The organism is Pseudolactococcus yaeyamensis (genome assembly GCF_054658615.1).
In genome coordinates this window covers 1-20,138 of the sequence record NZ_BAAGGP010000054.1, presented here as the reverse complement: position 1 = coordinate 20,138, position 20,138 = coordinate 1, and the positions used below count along the sequence as shown (strand labels likewise).

Below are 20,138 nucleotides of genomic sequence, written 5' to 3'. Positions count from 1 at the left end.
CTTCTTGACCTTTCAGCCAATCTGTGATTGGCACAAAGTCCTCGACCAAGGTCACGTCATTTTCTCTGAAGGTATTACTGAGTTCATTGGTCTTATGCTGGTTTTGGCTTTGCCAAGCATAAGTACTGCCCAGTAAGAGCAGGGTTGCGGCTGCAGCACCTGCGGCGGCCTTCTTCTTCTGATTTACCATCATTTACTTCTCCTTAAATTTTTTCTTTTTAACGCAAAAACGGTATGTAGATTAAAGTCAGATTAAACCTCTGAGATTAATCAACATGCCGTTTTAAGAGTCGTCAAAAAAAACTTCGGCAGCCATTAAATGTCTGTCTGTCTGTCTGTCTGTCTGTCTGTCTGTCTGTCTGTCTGTCTGTCTGTCTGTCTGTCTGTCTGTCTGTCTGTCTGTCTGTCTGAGCATACGCTGTTTTCTCCTTTCTGTCAAGTGTTTACTAGAAATCCTAACAGATTTTTGACCTTGTTTTGCCACATGATGTTAGAAATATAATGTCAACCAACTTTATTCTAACATAATAATTTTATTTTCGAAAGAAAAAATTAGTCAAAATTTCAATTTGATGAATTTAAAGAAAAAAACACCTTTCAAAAAAGTGTGTTCATTTCTTTAAGTTTCAGTTTGATGTCAAGTTAGACTTGACAAAATCCCTGTCTGACGGCCAATTTTGCGATAATGGGAAGCAGGAGACAAAATACAAATAGTAGTGATATTTTTGTCTTTACTTCTTTCGCTCTTACTTTTCCCTTATTTTCATTTATTTATTATAATTTTTTGGTCCTTTACGCATATGTTTCCGATCATTTTTAGTCGGCGTTTCTTGATTGGAACGGCCACCACCGGCTTGTTTCTTTTTGATGATTGCTAACATCTTTTCTTTGGTTGTCTGATTCACTTTATTCCCCCTTATATTAATCTTAATTTTTACGCAATAACCCAACCAACTCAATATGATGCGTCTGCGGGAACAAATCAACAGGCTGCACCTTCTCAAGCGCATAACCCAACGCTTCAAACCGCACCATATCACGCGCAAACGTCGCGGCATTACACGAAATATATACAATACTTCGTGCCCCAACGCTCACGGCTGACGTGATAAAAGACTCATCTAGCCCTTTGCGCGGTGGATCGACAAGAATGACATCAGGTTTCACGCCTTCAGTCACCCAGTCGCCCATGACTTTCTCGGCTTTACCGGTCACATAGGTCACATTGTCAATGCCGTTCAACTCAGCATTCTTACGCGCATTTTCAATGGCTGCTGCTACGACTTCAACGCCATAAACGTGTTTGACCTTGTCAGCAAACGATAAACCAATCGTTCCGATACCTGAGTAGGCATCAATCACAACATCCTCAGCGTTCAAATCCGCAAACTCGATTGCTTTAGCATACAAGACTTCTGCTGCAGGCGTATTGACCTGGTAAAATGATGGTGCAGAAATGTCATACTTGCGCTCTAACATGATGTCGGTGATGAAATCTTGCCCAAACAAGACGTTCCAGTCACTTCCGAAAATGTTATTGCCAGTGGATGCGTTGACGTTTTGCATGATTGACTTGATGGCTGGGAATTGCTTGGTAAGAGCGTTTAGAACACCATCAACTTTAAAGAACGATGCCTTGCGTGTGACAAAGATCACCATGATTTCACCAGTTGCGTGAGCACGACGAACGACAACGTTCCGAACAAAACCAGTATTTTCAATTTCATTGTAGGCTTTAAGTCCAAATTGACGTAGCAAATCACGAACGGCAATCACGACCTCATCAATTTCCGGCTGTTGTATAAAGAAATCTTCCACTGGAACCAGCGTGTGGGAATGTTTGCGGAAGAATCCGGTTTCCAGAACGCCGTTAACTGAACGGACAGGGATGCTGGCTTTATTGCGGTACTTTGTAACGTCTGGGCTAGCAATTGCCTCTAGGACTGGAAAATCGGCCTTGTGGGCTGTTTTAGAGAGCAGCTCGACAATCTGCTTGCGTTTGAATTTCAATTGCTCAGCATAGGCTAAATGGCCGAAATCGGCAATGCCTGTTCGCAAGTAGTCAAGATTGATATCTGTGACGCGGTGCTCAGAAGTCGTGAGGTAAGTTTCAACCTTACCAAATCCGAATTTCTTACCTGTTTTCAAGACACGCATTTCAATCGTCTCACCAGGTAAAGCATTTTCGACAAAAAACGGATAGCCGTCAATCTTTACGACACCCGCGCCTTCGTGGGTCAAATCTATTACTTGAACTTCAAAAATATCGTTTTTATTAAAATTAGTCATACCTTATTATAGCAAAAAAAGCACCTCAGCGCTTTTGATTTTGAAAAGGTAACAGTATCGCGATTCCGATAAGTGTACCCAGCATATTTAAGATAAAATCGTCTACATCTATGATATGCCAAGTAGACTGAGTCCATAGATTGAGAATCAATTGTAGGGGTTCTACCATAAGACCAAGAAAAATTGATAATATTATTTTAGTTTTTTGAGCTAGTTTAGGAAAAGTCCAGAATATAACAAAAGATAAGGGAATCCAAATCATAATATTCCCCAAAATTTGGACAACATTTCCCTCACGTAAATAAGGAATAATCGTTTTAAAGGGGATAAGTTGTATCTGTGACAGATCAAAAGCTGTCTCTGCCTTCTTTTGATTAACTTTGAAGACAATCAAAAGAAAATTTGTCAAATAAAATAAATCAAACCATGAAACAAAGCCAATTTTCCAAAATTGTCGTTTATTTTTGAAAAATAGAAGGTAAAAGAACATGATTAGACCCGCTATCAGTGCTGAATATATCGCAATTATCCTAATATAACCAATTAAAAACATAATTTCTCCCTCGCTTGTTTGCAGATGTACGAGATACAAAATGTTTGACACATCTACTTCCGATACATCTTAAACTCCAAAAACAAATCATTGTAAATCCCTAAATACTCAGGGCCGAGGTTTCGATAAACTTCCAGATTCTTCATGGCCTTTTCATCGGGATAGAAAGCTCTATCTAACGTGATTGCCTTAGGCAATATAGCCTCAGCTTTCATATTTGGTGTGGCATAGCCAACATATGCCGCATTTTTAGCTGCATTTTCAGGTTTCAGCATGAAATTGATAAAAGCATAAGCCGCTGCGTAGTTCTTCGCTGTCTTGGGAATCACGATATTGTCAAACCAGAGATTTGAGCCCTCACTTGGCACAACATAGTGCAGATGCTCATTTTCACTGACCATTTCTGCCGCTTCCCCTGAAAAAGTAACCGCAGCCGCAGCTTCATTGTTAATCATATATTGCTTAATTTCATCGGCAACAATGGCTTTGACATTCGGTGTCAACCCCTTGAGATGATGGTAAGCCTTATTCAGCTGACCCATATCTTTCGAATTGACGCTATCGCCTTGCTCATTAAGCGCAAAGCCAATCACTTCACGCGCCCCATCAATCAACATCAGATTATTTTGATAGTCAGGCGACCATAAATCTTGCCAATGCTCAGGCGGCATTTTAACCTTCTCATCGTTATAGGTAATCCCAAGTGTTCCCCAAAAATAGGGAATCGAATAGGCATTGTCAGCATCAAAACTTTGGTCTAAAAACCGAGGATCGATATTTTCCAAGCCCTTGATTTTCGAATGGTCAAGTCGATTTAAAAGCTTCTCCGACTTCATCTTATCAATCATGTACTCACTCGGAATAGCAATATCATAAGTCGTGCCACCCTGCTTAATCTTCGTGTACATGGCCTCATTCGAATCAAACGTCACATAGTTAACCTTATAACCCGTCTCTTTTTCGAAACTTTTCAGCAAACTTTCATCGATATAATCGCCCCAGTTGTAAATGGTAAGCTGGTTACTAATCGCTGAACTGCCGCTATCCGCGGATAATTTAACGGCTAACAAGCTAAGCACAGCAATAATAGCGAGGACACCACCCATAAAATAGACTAATCTTTTCATTTACTTACTGCTATCACCAAAGCTAACACTTGGTGCATCTTTAGCAGAGTCAGCAGCTTTAAAGTAGTCTTTCTTACTGGCACCACGCATCCCTGCGACGATAGACGTTGGAAAAAGTGAAATTTTGGTATTGTAGGCTTTGACCGCATCGTTATAACGCGTTCGTGCCACTGCAATGCGATTTTCAGTTCCCGCTAATTCATCTGATAACTGTGTAAATTGTTTGTCAGCCTTGATATCAGGATAGCTCACTTGCAAGCGTAGCAAACCATTCAAAGCTGAGCTCATTTGATTGCTGGCTGTTGCAGTATCAGAAACCGTCTCAGCTTTACTCATGGCGCTTTGCGCAGTCGAAATGGCTGTAAAGATTTTTTCTTCATGTGCTGCATACCCCTTAACCGTTTCAACCAAGTTAGGGATTAAGTCATTCCGACGTTGCAATTGCGTATCAATATCAGCATAGGCTGAATCAACACTGTTTTCTTCTTTCGTAATCCCATTGCCAATGCTGAAAAAGGCAACAATCACAATGACAAGTACCGCTAATATCCCAACAACTAAACCATTCTTTTTAATAAAATCCATCTTTTTTCTCTTTTCTATTTTGTAAAGTCGATGTATTATCGACCAGCTCCGCCACCCGATGAAGAACCGCCGCCAAAGCCGCCGCCACCACCTGATGACCCACCAGATCCACCACCATAGCCGCCGGAACCCCCACCACGATTATTGAAAATCGCAAGGAGAATCCACAGAAGGATATCGCCATGTCCGGTTAAAATCATACCTAAAATAAAGACAAAGACAAGACCGCCAATAATCAAGGCGCCAAGCGAATTCCCAGAAGATTGCTCACGATCATTTACCTTGTCTTCTGAACTGGTCTGCGATGTTTCTTGAGAGGTATCAGAACTTGTTGTATGACCAGTTAAGACATCTGAAAATGCTGTTATCGTTTTGGTTACTGCGGTATCGTAATCATCTTTGGCACGGTAAGGCACGAAGTCAGCATCTAAAATCCGACCGACTTTGCCATCATTCAACTCACCTTCTAGCCCTTGACCAACCTCCACCCATACTTTTTTCTCATCCTTAGCAATCAGCATGAGTAGGCCATTATCGCTCTCCTTATCTCCAATACCTGTTTGATTAAACACGGTATTGGCATACTCCTGAATCGTCTTATTTTTTAAATTATCAACTGTTAAAACAATGATTTGCGCTTTTTTGCCCACATCTAGATTTTCGAGTTGATGATTTAAGTTATTTTCTGTCGTATCTGACAGTAAATCTGCTTGGTCATAGATATAAGTGTGATCTTGCCAAGTCATTTTTGATACTGCATTACCACCTTTAGAGTCACCTTGCCATTTGAAAAAGCCGAAAACGCCGGCTAAAGCCACTAGCATGATGGTCAAGAAGATGATTTTTTGGGTAACCTTATTTTTCTTCATCCGCACTCCTCATAATCATATAATACCCGATTACGAGCAAAATTGAAAGCATAAACACTAGCGCAGATAAAGCATTAATCTCAAGTGAGATGCCCTGACGTGCGCGAGAATAGATTTCAACAGATAAAGTTGAGAAACCATTTCCAGTCACAAAAAAGGTCACCGCAAAATCATCTAGAGAATAGGTAAAGGCCATAAAGAAGCCTGCGATAATCCCCGGAGTTAAAAATGGTAGCACAACTTCTGTCATCGTCTGGCGCTGGGTCGCGCCCAAGTCATAGGCAGCATGTATCATATCCTGATCCATTTCCTGTAAGCGTGGCAAAACCATGAGGACAACGATAGGAATCGAAAAGGCAATATGTGCCAATAAAACAGAAATAAAGCCTAGTTTAAACCCGATAGAAGTCATGAGAATCAGAAAACTTGCCCCAATCATGACATCTGGCGAAACTAGCAAGACATTATTTAAGGCTAAAATGGTATTCTGGCGTTTCTTTTTCGCCTGATGAATATAAATCGTCCCAAAAGTACCGATAATCGTCGCGATAAAGGCTGACAAAAAGGCTAGCAAAAAGGTCTGAACGACAATTAAGATTAAACGACTATCCGTAAATAGTGCCTGAAAATGCTCTAAAGTAAAACCGGTAAAGGCATTCATATTGCCATTTTTGTTAAAGGCATAAACGATTAAATAGAAAATCGGCAGATACAAGAGAGCAAAGACGAAAATCAAATAGGCATTTTCAAATTTAAAACGTCGTTTCATGCTTTCCCCCTCTCCCGTGTCAAGTACATGACCACAAACATGGTAATAATCAGCACCATACCAATAGTTGCACCTATGCCCCAGTTTTGAGTAACTAGGAAATGTTCTTCAATGGCAGTGCCTAGTGTAATCACGCGGTTCCCACCGATGAGACGGGTCAGCATAAATAGACTCAGACTTGGGATAAAGACTGCTTGCACCCCAGATCTGACACCATTCATCGAAAGTGGGAAAATAATCTGTGTGAAATTTTGAAGCCGTGTTGTGCCTAAGTCATAACCAGCCTTGATTAAATTACCATCAATCTCATCAATGGCATTAAAAATCGGTATCACCATAAAAGGGATTTCGATATAAGCCGCAACAAAAATGAAAGAGAAATCGGTAAAGAGGATTTGTTGACTGCCCAATCCCATAAAGTTAAGAAAGCCATTGACTGCGCCAGATTGCCCGAAAATGCCGATAAAGGCATAGGCTTTAAGCAAGAGATTAATCCAAGTTGGTAAGATAATCAACATCAACCATAATTGCTTATGTTTCAATTTGGTCAAAAAATAGGCCGTTGGATAGCTAATCACAAGTGTAACGGCTGTGATAATCGCCGCATAAATGACGGAGTTGACCGACATTTTCAGATAAGTCCAGCTGGTAAAATATGTGCCATAATTCGCCAAAGTCGCATTACCGTCAATATCGAAAAAAGATTTATAAACCAGCAGGGCAATCGGTGCAAGGACAAATAAGAACAACCATAACACATAGGGAATGGCAGATAATTGATTTTTTTTAGTCATAATGTTTCTTCTGGTGTCATATCGACAAGTTTAAGATGCCAGCGACGATGGGATTGCGACAAGTCTTGAATCGCATTAATCAACATTACTAGCCAGATAAAGGCAATAACAAAGGCGATGATTTCAAAAAATGTCAAAGACAAATAATGAATACCTAAAAATAGAAAAGTAGATAGCACTAACATACCAAGTGTTAAAGCAGAAAAGACGAGAAATTCTTTTGAAATATCAGGTAAGAGCCACTTCAAAAGGAGGATTAAAATAATAATACACCCCACAATGCCAAATGCTGCTAGATTATGCACTACCATCGTCCAAGAATAATCATTGGCAGGAAAAATACCAACACAGGCAATCAGAACAGCAATCAAGTAATAGAAAAATCGTACAACAGTACTTTTTTTCGTATAGGCATCACTTCTTGAAAATTCTGAAAACAAATAGTCTGTAATCGTCAGTAAAATCAAGCCTGAAAAAACCATCGTTAGGTTGAATTCCCAGTGTCTCGTAGCTTCGGAAGTTCCCAAAAAACTAAAATTAAAGCGCCACCAATCTTGTTGATTATTCAATGCCGTAGCAACAAGGATACCACCAATAAAAGTAACAAATAGCATGGTAATTAAATTGGACACCTTGACGGACATGGCTGAAGAAATGAGGACAAAATTGATAATGGCTGAAAAGACTAGGACAAATAACGAAGCAGTCACTGGATCAAAACTAACCCCATTAAAGGTAAAACGCATCATATAGAAGCTAATAGCTGTGACTGCTAAAGTCACTAAAGTATAAGTGAAGGCTAAAGTTAACGTTTCCCGTATCTTTGTCAACCAAGACCGTCTTGCCTGTACATGGGATGTCTGGCGATAAGCTAAAATAAATGAGATGAAACCTGTTGAAATGCCAAAAACTATACTTGCACGACCAACAGAAATCACATCCTCCGCAGTAAAAGAAATTTGTGGTTTCTGACTCATTAAGAAAGTCATCAGTCCCATGAACCAAGCAAATAAACTGGGGATTAGTAAATAACGCAAAGTGAAATTCTGACGATTGGTGTCTGAGGTGTCCTTTAATTTGATTGAAAAGCCATCATCAGTTGCTTCCAAAATCAAGTTTTTTTCATCACCGTTCAATGTTTCCGCTAGTGAATCTGGTATCACAATATACTTTCCCATTTCTCCCCCATAGCCAACCGCAAAGAAAGCCATTCTTAATCTTTTATATTTTCTTCTTCTATCGCATTGATTAAGCCAGCTTCGACGGCTTCTTCCTCGACATATTCTTCAATTCGAGCATCAAATTCTTCTTCTGTTTCATTGAGGCGCATGATATGAATATCTTCTGGTTCAAAGTCCAGACCGATGACTTCGCCGACAATGGCACGGCGTGTTGAATGAATCATCCACTCCTGTCCTAACTCGTCAACCGCAATGATTTCATAATGGACACCACGAAAAAGCTGTGTCTGAACTTTAACAACCAACTTCCCTTCATCTGGCAGCGTCAATCTTAAATCTTCTGGTCGAATGACAACTTCAACCGACTCACTTTTTCGCATCCCGCCATCGACAGATTCAAATCTTTTGCCGTTAAACTCGACCAGATAATCATCTATCATAATTCCTGAGATGATGTTGGACTCACCAATAAAATTCGCCACAAAGCGATTGATTGGCTCGTCATAAATATCAACTGGTGTGCCTGATTGGACGATTTCGCCATCATTAATAATGAAAATCCAGTCACTCATGGCTAGTGCTTCTTCTTGATCGTGTGTGACAAAAACAAAAGTAATGCCTAGCTTTTGTTGCAAGGCACGTAGCTCATACTGCATTTCCGTCCGCAATTTCAAGTCAAGGGCACTCAAAGGCTCATCTAACAAGACCACTTTGGGCTGATTGACAATGGCTCTGGCAATCGCGACACGTTGGCGCTGACCACCGGATAATTTTTGAATGCGACGATTTTCAAAACCAGTCAACCGCACCATTTTAAGCGCTTCTAATACGCGTTTTTCAATCTGCGCTTTATCCACTTTCCGAATTTTTAAAGGAAAGGCAATATTATCAAAGACATTTTTGTGCGGGAGCAATGCGTAATTTTGGAAAACTGTATGCACATCACGCTGATTGATTGGTACATCATTAATACGTTCATTATCAAGATAGATATCACCAGTCGTTGCATCTGTCAATCCTGCAATAATATTCAGAATTGTTGATTTACCAGAACCCGATGCGCCTAAAAGCGTATAAAATTTCCCAGCTTCTAACTCAAAATTGATGTCTTTAAGAATGATTTGACCATTGTCCTCAAACGACTTCGAAACGTGTTTAAATTCGATGATTGGGTTAGTTTTTAGTCTATTCATTTATTCATACTGTCCAACTCTGTTTGGTTCATAATATTTTATTTTCTCAATAATTTTTTCTAAACAATTAATCAAACCTGATGTAATGTCCTTATCAGAAACTTCAAATTCAACTACTTTTAATCCAAAATTCTCTAACCATAACTCTTTTGTTACAGGATCGATTTCATTTTCAGGCATCAAAATGTAATTATATGCTCCAGATAAATTAGTCATTTGTCTCGAATTAAATATCAGTTCTAAATCAGGATCTCTAAAGGAATAGCCAATGAATAAAGTTACCCTTTGTAGAAATATCGATCCCATAAAATCAAGAAAACTTCTATGCTTTCTTGTTAATTTCAAGTAATCCGATTTTGTAAAAATTATATTTTTTCTATCATTTATACAACCATGCATTTTGATAAGTAAAGGACTTTCAGTTCTAACATCTTGAATAATAGTATCAATGTCATCGTAAGTACGTGCAGCAAATCTACTCAACCCTGTATTAGTAACGTAATTTTCAAATGATTTATCAAAATTCGTAGTAATATACAACGTTAAACCGATTGAAAATATTAATTTTTGAATTTCAGATACTTCTGGACTTCTTTCTGGATTAAATTGCTCGTTTACTAAATTAAAATATTCAGATTGATTACTCTTCTTAGCATACTCCATTGTTTCGATATTACTTTCGATATTTTTAGGTACTTCTGGAATTTTATTTACTATACTTTCAACAAATTCATTCCATAATACTAGTTTAGAAGTCCCAGCTCCCATAAATATAGCAGCATTATTAGAGGCCAGAGCTTTTAAGAGCACTGTATCAAAGTTCATTACTATTTACCTCAATGTTTGAAATTATTTTAGTACATATTGTCTCAAAAATTTTTTTTGCTTCAACTGGTAAAGCAAGATTTGCACCTTGAATTGACTTTGTATTTGAAGCATTCAATTTAAACATTGGTATATGGTTACTTTGACTCTCTGGTATTAATGATTTCAAATTTTTTATTTCTCCTAAAAATAAATCTTCTTTTGGTATATTCTTTAAATTTAAAAACTCCAGATTATCAAATATAGCATCAGGTATTGGATCAGTAACAGCTTGGTATGCACGTGTTGCTCTCCCCTTATATAGTAAAGACTGTTGTATCAAATAACCAAGAAATATTGTTGACGAATCAGAAGTTTGTGTCAATAACTCATTTTTAATAAAATTCTCATAATCCAAATTAAATCCATCAATAGCTCTATTGTATTGTTTTCTAAACAAAGAAACCCATTCTGAAATATTTTCAGCACCAAGTACACTAAATATATCAGCTCCCATTGGAGTTACTAAAAATTCAGTATTAAGTAAAATAGACCTATTTAAAGCACCTAAAGATGGGCCAACATCTATAAACACATAATCATAATTTAATTCTTCAGCTTCTCTCAATAATTGTAGTAACCAATTTGTTCTAATAATCCCACCTTTTTTTATCGCTCTCATATCAGTCCAAGCATTACTCAAAGTTTCTTCAAATCTTGATAATGTTGGATGTGATGGAATTATATCGTATCCAAAATTATGAATTTTTTTTTCTTTATCTTTTGACCTCCTAATATTATTACTTATATTACTTATTTTTGTACTTACCTCGTCATTTAGAGGATCAATAATATTTACGATGTTATTAGAACCACTCTGAAATATATCATCAAGTTCATCTTCTCCAAAAGTAAGCTGAGTAATATTGGCTTGCGGATCTAAATCCATAACCAAAACTTTTTTCTTCATTTCCAAAGAAAAGTATGCTGCTAAATGTGCTAAGGTAGTAGTTTTTCCTACTCCACCTTTATTATTGAATAGTGTTATTGTTCTCATTTATTTTCCTCAATTTTATCCATTACTATAGCAATACGTCCTTTCCCCCCCCTCACATCTCTTCTCCTAAAATCCGTACTTCTGGTTCTAATGTGACACCTGAAGTCGCTTGGACTTGCGCAATGACATAGGCAATCAAGTCCTCGTAGTCCTTGGCCGTGCCGTTGCTGACATTAACCATAAAACCAGCGTGTTTTTCAGACACTTGCACGCCACCGATTTGATGGCCTTGAAGTCCTGCATCTTGAATCAACTGACCTGCAAAATAGCCAACTGGCCGCTTAAAGACTGACCCACAACTCGGAAATTCAAGGGGTTGTTTTAATTCACGTAAATGCGTCAAACGGTTCATTTCAGCTTTAATTAGCTTGTAATCGCCATTATTAAGTGAAAATTTCGCTGATAGTACAATGTAGTGCTGACTTTGTAAAACTGATTTCCGATAGCCAAACTGCATGTCTTCTGCAGAAATCACGAAAATATCGCCTGACTGGTCCATGACTTGAACACTAGATAGGACTGTCGCAATCTCACCGCCATAAGCACCGGCATTCATAAAGACAGCACCACCAACTGACCCCGGAATCCCACAGGCAAATTCAAAGCCAGTCAATGAATTATCCAAAGCGACTTGCGTCGTATCAATTAAACTAGCCCCTGCCTGCGCTTCAATCACATAGCCATTGGCACGAATAGCAGCCATTTTTCCAAGTAGAATGACGATGCCACGAATCCCGCCGTTGCGCACGATAAGATTACTAGCATTACCCAAAACGATGAAGGGAGTTTGTGTGGCATTAGCCAGTTTGACCAGTTTTTGCAACTGATATTTATCGGTCGGAAAAGCAAGAAAATCTGCCACTCCCCCCACTTTCGTAAACGTATAATTTGAGAGAGGTTCATCGAACTTCACTGTCATTTCTGGTAATTTTTCAAGTATTTCATTTTTAGTTAGCATAGTTACTCTTTTCATATCAAAAATTTTTTCGTGCAACAGAATCAAGTCATCACATAAAAAATAGCTTGTACCTAAGGTACAACACTATTATTTTACCATATTTTTAGTCTTTTTCATCAGCATAACTTGCCCGATGATAAAGACAATGATGGCAAGCCAAATGGCTGCAAAACCATATAAGTTTTCTAGTTTAAAGGTTTCACGGAAAAGACACACAGCCACTGCTAATTGTATCGTTGGATTGACATATTGCACAAAACCAACGACGTTAAGAGGGGCTTGTTTCAGCGCTTCTGCAAATAGTAACAAAGGAATAGCTGTTATAATGCCTGATAGCATCAAAAAGAGATTTTGTGACATCGCATAATCACTCGGACTATGCTTGGCAAAAAATAAGAGAAAAACGAGTACAAATGGTGTCACAACGGCTGTTTCCACAAACATGGCGACATCGCTTGATAGCGACACATTTTTCTTAATCAAGCCATAAGTCCCAAATGTCATGGGTAATAAAATTGATACGATAGGTAAATGCCCACTTTGAATGGTTAAAATCATGACACCTAAGAGTGCGAGAATAAGTGATAGCTTGGTAAACTTCTCCAGTTTCTCTTTGAGAAAAACAACAGCCAATAAAACTGAAAACAGTGGATTGATATAATACCCCAAACTCGCGGCTGTCGCTTGCTGATGCCCAACGGCGTAGATATAAACCAACCAATTAATTGAAATCAAAAAACTCGCAAAAATCATGGTAAACAGTTCTGATTGATTGCCTAACAAACTCAAAAGCTCGGTTTTCAATTTTCCCATCTTACCAAATAACAGGAAATATAACAACATAGTAAGCATGGTTGACATCATTCGATAAGAAAAAACTTCGTAGGCATCAACCCCACTCAGTAATTTCCAAAATATGGAGAGAAATCCCCAAGCAATATAAGAGCCAAACGCTAGTAATAAACCTTTTTTCACATATTCCCCCTTTTGACTATCAAATTATTCATTTCTAGTCTTCCTTATTTAATATGACCTCAATCATGTCCGTGTAAAATTAAAAATAGAATTTTCACGAGTTCAAGATTGAACAAGACCGTAAAAATTCTAATTTTATGCGTAAGGCGACTGATTAACGTACAGTTTTCAGTCTTTGATTTAAAGATAAATTTGATAGCATCCCTGTAATACTTAATACACTACTTTAATCCCTTGCGTATCCACAGTCAATTCTAATAACTGACCTGAAAATCCTTGCGCTTCAAGTTTTGATTTTATAATTGCTAATTTATCTATTGGCATCATGAGCACGACTGTCGGCCCTGCACCGGATAAATAAGTCGTATAAGCACCTTCAGTATGGGCAATCTCACGAATCATTGCGACTTCTGGCACAAGCTTACCACGATAGCTTTCATGGAATAAATCTTGTTCCATGAGTTGACCGGCAAGTACCATATCACCTGTTAAAAGTGCTGCAATGGCAACGTTAGCAATTGCACTAGCTGCCACTGCATCATGATAGGTAAATTCGTTAGGTAGTACTTGACGAGAATCACTCGTTTTCAATTCATAATCTGGAATAAAAGCAAGTAGACCCGTCTCTGGCATTGGTGCTGTTACATGATTGGTTTTCCCACCTATGCTGTTGGCAATGACTAAATTACCAAAAATCGCAGGAGCAACATTATCTGGGTGACCTTCAATTTTTGTCGCAATAGCTAACTTGTCAGTAGCTGACAAGTTGAGCTGACCTAACTGATTAGCTAGTTCAATCCCTGCGACAATCACTGAGCTTGATGATCCCAGACCACGTGCCAATGGAATCTCGCTAACCATTCTAATTTTATGAGGTTGTAAATCTGGTGAAACCTGTAAGGCAGCTTCTAATAATAGATTTCGCTCATCAGACGGTACTTCTACCCCCAAATCATGCTGAATATGCCAGTGATTTGTTGCTTCTAATACCTCAATCGTCAAATAAAGATTAACCGCAAGTCCAACTGAGTCAAATCCCGGGCCAAGATTAGCTGATGTTGCTGGTACTGATATTGTCAAAGTCATCTGTCTTACCCTTAAATTACTTTAATCGTGTTGCGGAGTGTGAAACCTTCTAGATTTGAGATTTTCTCAACTAAGCTATCAAATTGGTTCAAGTCCATTTTGTGCGAAATAATGGCAATACTAGCGCGATTATCGCCAACGTTTTCTTGGAAGACTTGCTCAAATGACACATTTTCCGCATGGAAAAGCTCTGCTAAATGAAGCAATTGCCCTGCCTTATCTTCAGTTTCAATCGCAAAATAGTACTTATCAACTAAATCTTCTTTTGTGGCATAAACTGTTTCGCGCGCAAAAGTATTAAAGGCAGGTAATACTGCTCCCTTGTCAACGCCTTTCGCCAGTTCAATTATATCTGCAACAACTGATGTCGCTGTTGGTTTTTGCCCAGCACCGGGTCCATAGAACATAGCTTCATTAATGCCAATAGATTCAACAAAGACAGCGTTCATGACACCATTGACTGATGCCAATTGATGGTCTTTAGGTAGGAATGTTGGCACAACCTCTGCATAAATCCCTGAAGGGCGTTCAACAATTTCACCTACTAATTTAATGACAAATCCTAATTTTTGTGCCAGCTTAACGTCTTCTGGCGTAATATTTCGGATGCCTTCATGGCGTACATCTTCAAACTTGATTGTCATCCCAAATGCAAATTGGCTGAGAATCACCATTTTATAAGCAGCATCGATACCGTCAACATCATTTGTTGGGTCTGATTCAGCATAACCCAGACGACTTGCCTCGGCTAGAGCTTCATCATAAGTCCAACCTTCATCAACCATCTTCGTCATCATAAAATTACTAGTCCCATTGACAACACCGAGTATTTTAGTAATTTTATCTGCCGTATAGGCGTTAGCCAGCGTGCGCAAAATCGGAATACCACCTGCGACCGCCGCTTCGTAATACAAAGCGACGCCGTTGTCTTTAGCAACTTTCAGCAAGTCTGCACCATGGATTGCCAATAAATCTTTATTGGCAGTCACGACGTGTTTTTTCGCTTGTAAAGCTTGCGTGATAAACGTTTTAGCTGGCTCGATGCGGCCCATCAGCTCAATGACGATGTCAATCGTATCGTCGTTTAAGATAGCCGAAATGTCCGTCACAAAATTGTAGGCATGACCTTGCGCGAAAAGAGTTTCTTTTTCAACGTCATCTTTGACCAAAACTTTAGCGATCTGAATCTCAGTACCCGCTGCTGCAGTGATTTTGTCACCATTTTCTTGCAGCAAAAAGGGAATCCCACTGGCTACTGTTCCGAATCCGAGTAAAGCAATATTGATTGTCATATGTCTTAACGCTCCTTCAAAATATAAAATATCATTAGTGCCATTATAGCAGAATTTTCAGAACATTTCTATAATTTTTTTAATTTAGATGAGTTTAATCGACAAAACTTTCAATGACTTGCCATGCCTCGTCTAAGCCAGTTTTATCAAAACTTGAAAAAATGACAAAATCATCCGTACTATCAAACTGCAAAGTTCTCTTAATCATGCTTTCATGCTTATTCCATTTACTACGCGGAATTTTATCAGCCTTGGTCGCAACCAAAATCACTGGAATCTCATAATATTTCAGAAATTCGTACATTTGAATATCATCAGCCGATGGCTCATGACGCATATCCACCAAGCTCACGACCGCACGTAAATTAGCGCGTGTTGTCAAATATTCCTCAATCATGCCACCCCATTTTTCACGTTCCTTTTTAGAAACGCGAGCGTAGCCATAACCCGGCACATCTACAAAATGAAGGGTATCATCAATATTAAAAAAGTTAAGGAGCTGCGTTTTACCGGGACGACCAGACGTCCGAGCAAAATTTTTACGATTCAATAATGTGTTGATAAAACTTGATTTACCAACATTTGAGCGCCCTGCAAGGGCAATTTCTGGCATATCAGTTTCAGGATATTGTTTACTGGATGCCGCTGAAATCGTCAAGCTGACATTATGGATATTAAATTTCATGTGTCTCATTTCTATTACTGTGACCACTAAATGCTCACTTTGAATGACCGTTTAAGCGCCTAAGATTAAAGGTTCTTCCGTTCCTCGAACAGCTTCCTCAGTAATCACGACTTTCGTCACATTTGCCATGCTAGGCACCTCAAACATAACGTCCATCATCACTTCCTCAATAATCGAACGCAAGCCACGCGCACCTGTTTTACGCTCAATCGCCTTTTCGGCAATGGCATCTAAAGCACCAGATTCGAATTCTAAGGCAACATCGTCAAAGCTCAGGAGACGCTGGTATTGTTTCACGAGAGCATTTTTAGGCTCAGTCAGGATATGAATTAAGTCCTCTTTCGTCAAACGCTCAAGCGCCGCAACGATTGGCAACCGACCGATAAACTCAGGAATTAAGCCAAATTTTTGAATATCTTCAGCGACAATTTCTTGCATGTAGGAATCATTTTCCCCTAGTGCTTTGTTATTAGCACCAAAACCGATGATTTTCTCACCTAAACGCTGTTTAACAATTTCTTCGATCCCATCAAAAGCACCACCAACGATAAAGAGGATGTTTTTAGTGTCCAACTGAATCATTTCTTGGTTAGGGTGTTTACGTCCGCCTTGCGGTGGCACACTGGCAACTGTTCCCTCGATGATTTTTAGCAAGGCTTGTTGAACACCCTCCCCTGAAACATCACGAGTAATCGAAACATTTTCAGATTTTTTAGCAATCTTATCAATTTCATCAACGTAGATAATGCCACGTTCTGCACGCTCAACATTATAATCTGAAGCTTGCAAGAGTTTGAGTAGAATATTTTCCACATCTTCACCAACATAACCTGCCTCAGTCAAACTCGTTGCATCAGCAATGGCAAAAGGTACATTTAGTGAACGCGCTAAAGTTTGCGCCAAGAAGGTCTTACCTGAACCCGTTGGGCCAATCATCAAAATATTTGATTTTTGAAGTTCAACATCATCATTTTCCTTACTTTCCGCAAAATTAATCCGTTTGTAGTGGTTATAAACCGCAACAGAAATCGCCCGTTTAGCTGTATCTTGACCAATCACGTAACCATTTAAAATCTCTAATAGCTCCTTTGGCGTCTTACTTTCTAAAATATCAGGCTGACCTTGACCTTTAAATTCTTCACGCAAAATGTCCATTGATAATTCAACACATTCATTACAAATATAGACATCGCTGCCAGCGATAACCTTCTTAACTTCATCCTGTGATTTCCCACAAAATGAACAAAAAATTTCATTATTATTCATTATCATTTTTCTAGATTTCCCCTCTTCCAAACATCAATAACCTGAGTAGCCTAAGCCCTTAAAATAGTGTCTGATAGACAGCATGAATTGAATTCACAAGATTAGTAAAGGCACACAGTAAAAAGAGGATGGCTAAGCCAAACTTCTTCTTACGGAAACACTGTACCGCACACACTAAACAAATCCAAGCTAAAATAGCCGTAAAGACACCAAATATTGTTTTTTCCATTATCTCTTATTCTCATATCGTTTGACTGTGAAGGCGTAGTCATTTTTTTCATTAACAGGATGCATGACACTTGATACTTCCTTAAATTTGTCCATTTCTAACACTTTCGGGAAATAAGTATCTCCGACAAATGTGCCCGCAATAATAGTTCGATAAAGTTGTTCAAAAGAATCCTTGAAAGCTACAAACATCTCCGCACCACCGGTGACATACAAATCTTTTGCCATTTCTGGGTCTTGTTCATGATACCAATCCAAGACAGCTTTCGGACTATGAAAGACAAGCACCGCATTATGGTCAACTTGGTAAGCCTCATCACGCGTCATCACAATTGTCGTCCGACCGGGTAATACACGTTTGTGCATCCCTTCAAATGTCTTACGGCCCATCAAAATAGCTTGTCCCATGGTTGTTTGTTTAAAATGCTGAAGCTCACTCGGCAAAAACCATGGCAAAACACCATTTGAACCAATTATACCTTGTTCATCTTCTGCCCAAATTCCTGCAATCATATCTCACCTCATCTTTTTTAACTATCTCATTCAATTATACCGTAAATTCGATCAAAGTGATAGAATAAAGCTATGAACTACACGGCCGTTTCATAAATTCAATTTAAAATTTATTTTTCTGAATATTTTAAAAGAATATCGAGTTTTTAAAAAGAATAGCATATAAGATTAGCTATTGTTTGAAAATTCAAACAATACATTCAGTAATATTGTCCTTTTTTTGAATATTTTTACGAAAATAATTTGCAAAATATACCAATTAAAAATTTAAATCACTGATTTTTATGTATTTTTCAGAAAAATTAAATTCATGAAACGGCCGTGTATGAACTATATGACCCATACAATAGAACCGTGGATGCCTATTGGTGCCACTAAACCCAAAGATGATATTGCGACAATTGCAGCGCATCAAGGTTGGAAATGTCTTAAGATAGACCGTGCCAATCAAAAAAACGATGCTGATAACCTCACGCTAAACCTGACAGCATCTGATTTAGTTGTTCATCAATTTCCAAGCTATCTGTCATTAGAGTTTGAAGCAAATTTTCAAAAGGCAGTCCAACAAACAGGCGCAAAATTTATCATCTTGATTCATGATTTTGAACCTCTCCGATTATCAGCGCGCAAAGCATCCCAACGTGAGTATGCTCTGTTGGAACATGCTGATGGTTTGGTTGTGCATACTGATGCTATGGCTGATGCCTTATCGGTCCCTATCCCGACTTTTACGCTAGGACTTTTTGATTATTTAACAGAAAAAAAGCTCCCCCATCGCATTACCTCACAACACTTAATTTTCGCAGGAACATTATCAAAAGCAGCATGGCTAAAAAAATGTCGACACCCTATCAAAGTCTTTGGTCAACTCCCTAAAAAATGGTCAAGGGAACCGTTGCCCCCAACCATTGACATTCAACCTATTTTACCACAAGACACTGCACCTGCCATGTTACCTGACGGTATTGGTCTGGTCTGGGATAGTGATGCCACATCTGATACCCAATATCAAGCCTACCAAAAATTGAATAGTCCCCACAAACTTAGTCTATATCTCGCTGCGGAACTACCTGTCATTCTCCCTGATTTTTCACCTTTTGCTAATTTTATCACGACTAATAAGCTTGGCGCTACACTATCAGACTTATCTCAACTCCCCCTTACTTTTGACTATGATCCCATCATGGGAAAAAAAGTCGGATTGGCACTAAGGGATGGCACACAGACAAAAAAACTGCTCCATCATCTGGAACAATTTTACAAGGCACAAGAAATAGAATAGGCGAAACAAGAATATTTCATAACCATTTCTAAAAGGCAATTTACAGCAAACTATTATTATGATTTACCATGTAAAACAAAGAAGAAAATATGTTTATTATTTCAAAACGTAAAGGCAGATTGACTGTGTTCCCATTTTTGCTGTCAGTAATGGGTGTCTACTTTTTATGGAGAAAATTACCGCTAGATATCAATAATTTCGCACCGATTATCTTTGGTGTCATTTTATTCATTGGATTTAGTCTTTAGTCCCTAACCGCATTCCTAGCATCAGTCATTTCCCAAAAAATATATTGATTGTACGCCACCCTTGGTTATCACAAGTCTTTTTGCGCATCAGATGATATATCTGGTATCTTCTTAGTCGACATATTAAAAGAGGCTGGGACAAAAGTCCTCTAAAAAAATAGGCTATGAATCATTTCTGATGTTAATCGGAAACGTCCATAGCCTATTTCTGTGTAACTTTTCGACAAAAAGAATAAAAACCTGTACAATTAAAGTGTCTAATCCCAAAAGTCAGGAGTTGTTCTTTAGGCATAAAAATTATAACATGAAACAGGTCATTTTACCACTTGATTTAGAAATAATAATGCCAGAAGATGATATTTGTTTTGCCATTCACGAACTGAT

Annotated in this window: 20 protein-coding genes and 1 pseudogene; 1 reads left to right on the top strand and 20 read right to left on the bottom strand. The window is 38.5% G+C overall.

Annotation, left to right across the window (positions count from 1 at the left end; all coding sequences use genetic code 11):
* The 20 genes and pseudogenes from ACYQ21_RS10470 to ACYQ21_RS10375 all read right to left on the bottom strand — a co-directional run.
* Nucleotides 1-193: pseudogene (locus tag ACYQ21_RS10470) on the bottom strand (BsaA family SipW-dependent biofilm matrix protein); the annotation flags it as partial.
* Nucleotides 194-767: 574 nt separating this feature from the next.
* Nucleotides 768-905, bottom strand: coding sequence for a hypothetical protein (locus ACYQ21_RS10465; RefSeq protein ID WP_460058369.1), 138 nt, complete (start codon nt 903-905; stop codon nt 768-770).
* 22 nt (nt 906-927) lie between these two features.
* The gene (rlmD, locus tag ACYQ21_RS10460; protein ID WP_460058363.1) at nt 928-2,289 is read right to left on the bottom strand and encodes a 23S rRNA (uracil(1939)-C(5))-methyltransferase RlmD; all 1,362 of its coding nucleotides are present in this window, start codon (nt 2,287-2,289) and stop codon (nt 928-930) included.
* Nucleotides 2,290-2,314: 25 nt separating this feature from the next.
* Nucleotides 2,315-2,842 (bottom strand): VanZ family protein, encoded by a 528-nt coding sequence (locus ACYQ21_RS10455; protein ID WP_460058361.1) that lies wholly within the window; start codon nt 2,840-2,842, stop codon nt 2,315-2,317.
* A 53-nt stretch (nt 2,843-2,895) separates the two neighbouring features.
* Nucleotides 2,896-3,969, bottom strand: coding sequence for an ABC transporter substrate-binding protein (locus tag ACYQ21_RS10450; protein ID WP_460058359.1), 1,074 nt, complete (start codon nt 3,967-3,969; stop codon nt 2,896-2,898).
* A complete protein-coding gene (locus ACYQ21_RS10445) occupies nt 3,970-4,554 on the bottom strand; it encodes a LemA family protein (RefSeq protein ID WP_460058357.1) in 585 nt (194 codons plus the stop codon).
* Nucleotides 4,555-4,589: 35 nt separating this feature from the next.
* Entirely contained in the window at nt 4,590-5,423 is an 834-nt protein-coding gene (locus ACYQ21_RS10440; protein ID WP_460058355.1) for a TPM domain-containing protein, read from the bottom strand.
* Nucleotides 5,410-6,192, bottom strand: coding sequence for an ABC transporter permease (locus ACYQ21_RS10435; protein WP_460058353.1), 783 nt, complete (start codon nt 6,190-6,192; stop codon nt 5,410-5,412). The genes ACYQ21_RS10440 and ACYQ21_RS10435 overlap by 14 nt, the downstream gene beginning before the upstream one ends.
* On the bottom strand, nt 6,189-6,986 hold the full coding sequence (locus ACYQ21_RS10430) for an ABC transporter permease (RefSeq protein ID WP_460058351.1): 798 nt from the start codon (nt 6,984-6,986) through the stop codon (nt 6,189-6,191). The genes ACYQ21_RS10435 and ACYQ21_RS10430 overlap by 4 nt, the downstream gene beginning before the upstream one ends.
* Nucleotides 6,983-8,164 (bottom strand): DUF998 domain-containing protein, encoded by a 1,182-nt coding sequence (locus ACYQ21_RS10425; RefSeq protein WP_460058349.1) that lies wholly within the window; start codon nt 8,162-8,164, stop codon nt 6,983-6,985. Before ACYQ21_RS10425 ends, ACYQ21_RS10430 begins: the two co-directional genes overlap by 4 nt.
* A 35-nt stretch (nt 8,165-8,199) precedes the next feature.
* Nucleotides 8,200-9,360, bottom strand: a complete 1,161-nt coding sequence (locus ACYQ21_RS10420) for an ABC transporter ATP-binding protein (RefSeq protein ID WP_460058347.1) — start codon at nt 9,358-9,360, stop codon at nt 8,200-8,202.
* Nucleotides 9,361-10,185, bottom strand: coding sequence for an SIR2 family NAD-dependent protein deacylase (locus tag ACYQ21_RS10415; RefSeq protein ID WP_460058345.1), 825 nt, complete (start codon nt 10,183-10,185; stop codon nt 9,361-9,363).
* Nucleotides 10,175-11,221, bottom strand: coding sequence for a ParA family protein (locus tag ACYQ21_RS10410; protein WP_460058343.1), 1,047 nt, complete (start codon nt 11,219-11,221; stop codon nt 10,175-10,177). Before ACYQ21_RS10410 ends, ACYQ21_RS10415 begins: the two co-directional genes overlap by 11 nt.
* 52 nt (nt 11,222-11,273) lie before the next feature.
* Nucleotides 11,274-12,179 carry a UDP-N-acetylmuramate dehydrogenase gene (murB, locus tag ACYQ21_RS10405; RefSeq protein ID WP_460058367.1) on the bottom strand — a complete coding sequence of 302 codons (906 nt, stop codon included), beginning with the start codon at nt 12,177-12,179 and terminating at the stop codon, nt 11,274-11,276.
* A gap of 87 nt (nt 12,180-12,266) precedes the next feature.
* The gene (gene rarD, locus ACYQ21_RS10400) at nt 12,267-13,154 is read right to left on the bottom strand and encodes an EamA family transporter RarD (RefSeq protein WP_460058341.1); all 888 of its coding nucleotides are present in this window, start codon (nt 13,152-13,154) and stop codon (nt 12,267-12,269) included.
* A 213-nt stretch (nt 13,155-13,367) separates the two neighbouring features.
* The gene (gene thrB, locus ACYQ21_RS10395; protein WP_460058365.1) at nt 13,368-14,234 is read right to left on the bottom strand and encodes a homoserine kinase; all 867 of its coding nucleotides are present in this window, start codon (nt 14,232-14,234) and stop codon (nt 13,368-13,370) included.
* A 17-nt stretch (nt 14,235-14,251) separates the two neighbouring features.
* Nucleotides 14,252-15,532 carry a homoserine dehydrogenase gene (locus ACYQ21_RS10390; RefSeq protein WP_460058339.1) on the bottom strand — a complete coding sequence of 427 codons (1,281 nt, stop codon included), beginning with the start codon at nt 15,530-15,532 and terminating at the stop codon, nt 14,252-14,254.
* A 94-nt stretch (nt 15,533-15,626) separates the two neighbouring features.
* Nucleotides 15,627-16,217 (bottom strand): ribosome biogenesis GTP-binding protein YihA/YsxC, encoded by a 591-nt coding sequence (gene yihA / locus ACYQ21_RS10385; protein ID WP_003137300.1) that lies wholly within the window; start codon nt 16,215-16,217, stop codon nt 15,627-15,629.
* Between the two features lie 51 nt (nt 16,218-16,268).
* On the bottom strand, nt 16,269-17,489 hold the full coding sequence (gene clpX, locus ACYQ21_RS10380; protein WP_460058337.1) for an ATP-dependent Clp protease ATP-binding subunit ClpX: 1,221 nt from the start codon (nt 17,487-17,489) through the stop codon (nt 16,269-16,271).
* A 222-nt stretch (nt 17,490-17,711) separates the two neighbouring features.
* Nucleotides 17,712-18,224 (bottom strand): dihydrofolate reductase, encoded by a 513-nt coding sequence (locus ACYQ21_RS10375; protein ID WP_460058335.1) that lies wholly within the window; start codon nt 18,222-18,224, stop codon nt 17,712-17,714.
* A gap of 310 nt (nt 18,225-18,534) precedes the next feature.
* On the opposite strand from ACYQ21_RS10375, the gene ACYQ21_RS10370 reads away from it, so the two are divergent.
* Entirely contained in the window at nt 18,535-19,506 is a 972-nt protein-coding gene (locus ACYQ21_RS10370; protein WP_460058333.1) for a beta-1,6-galactofuranosyltransferase, read from the top strand.
* Nucleotides 19,507-20,138: the final 632 nt, after the last annotated feature.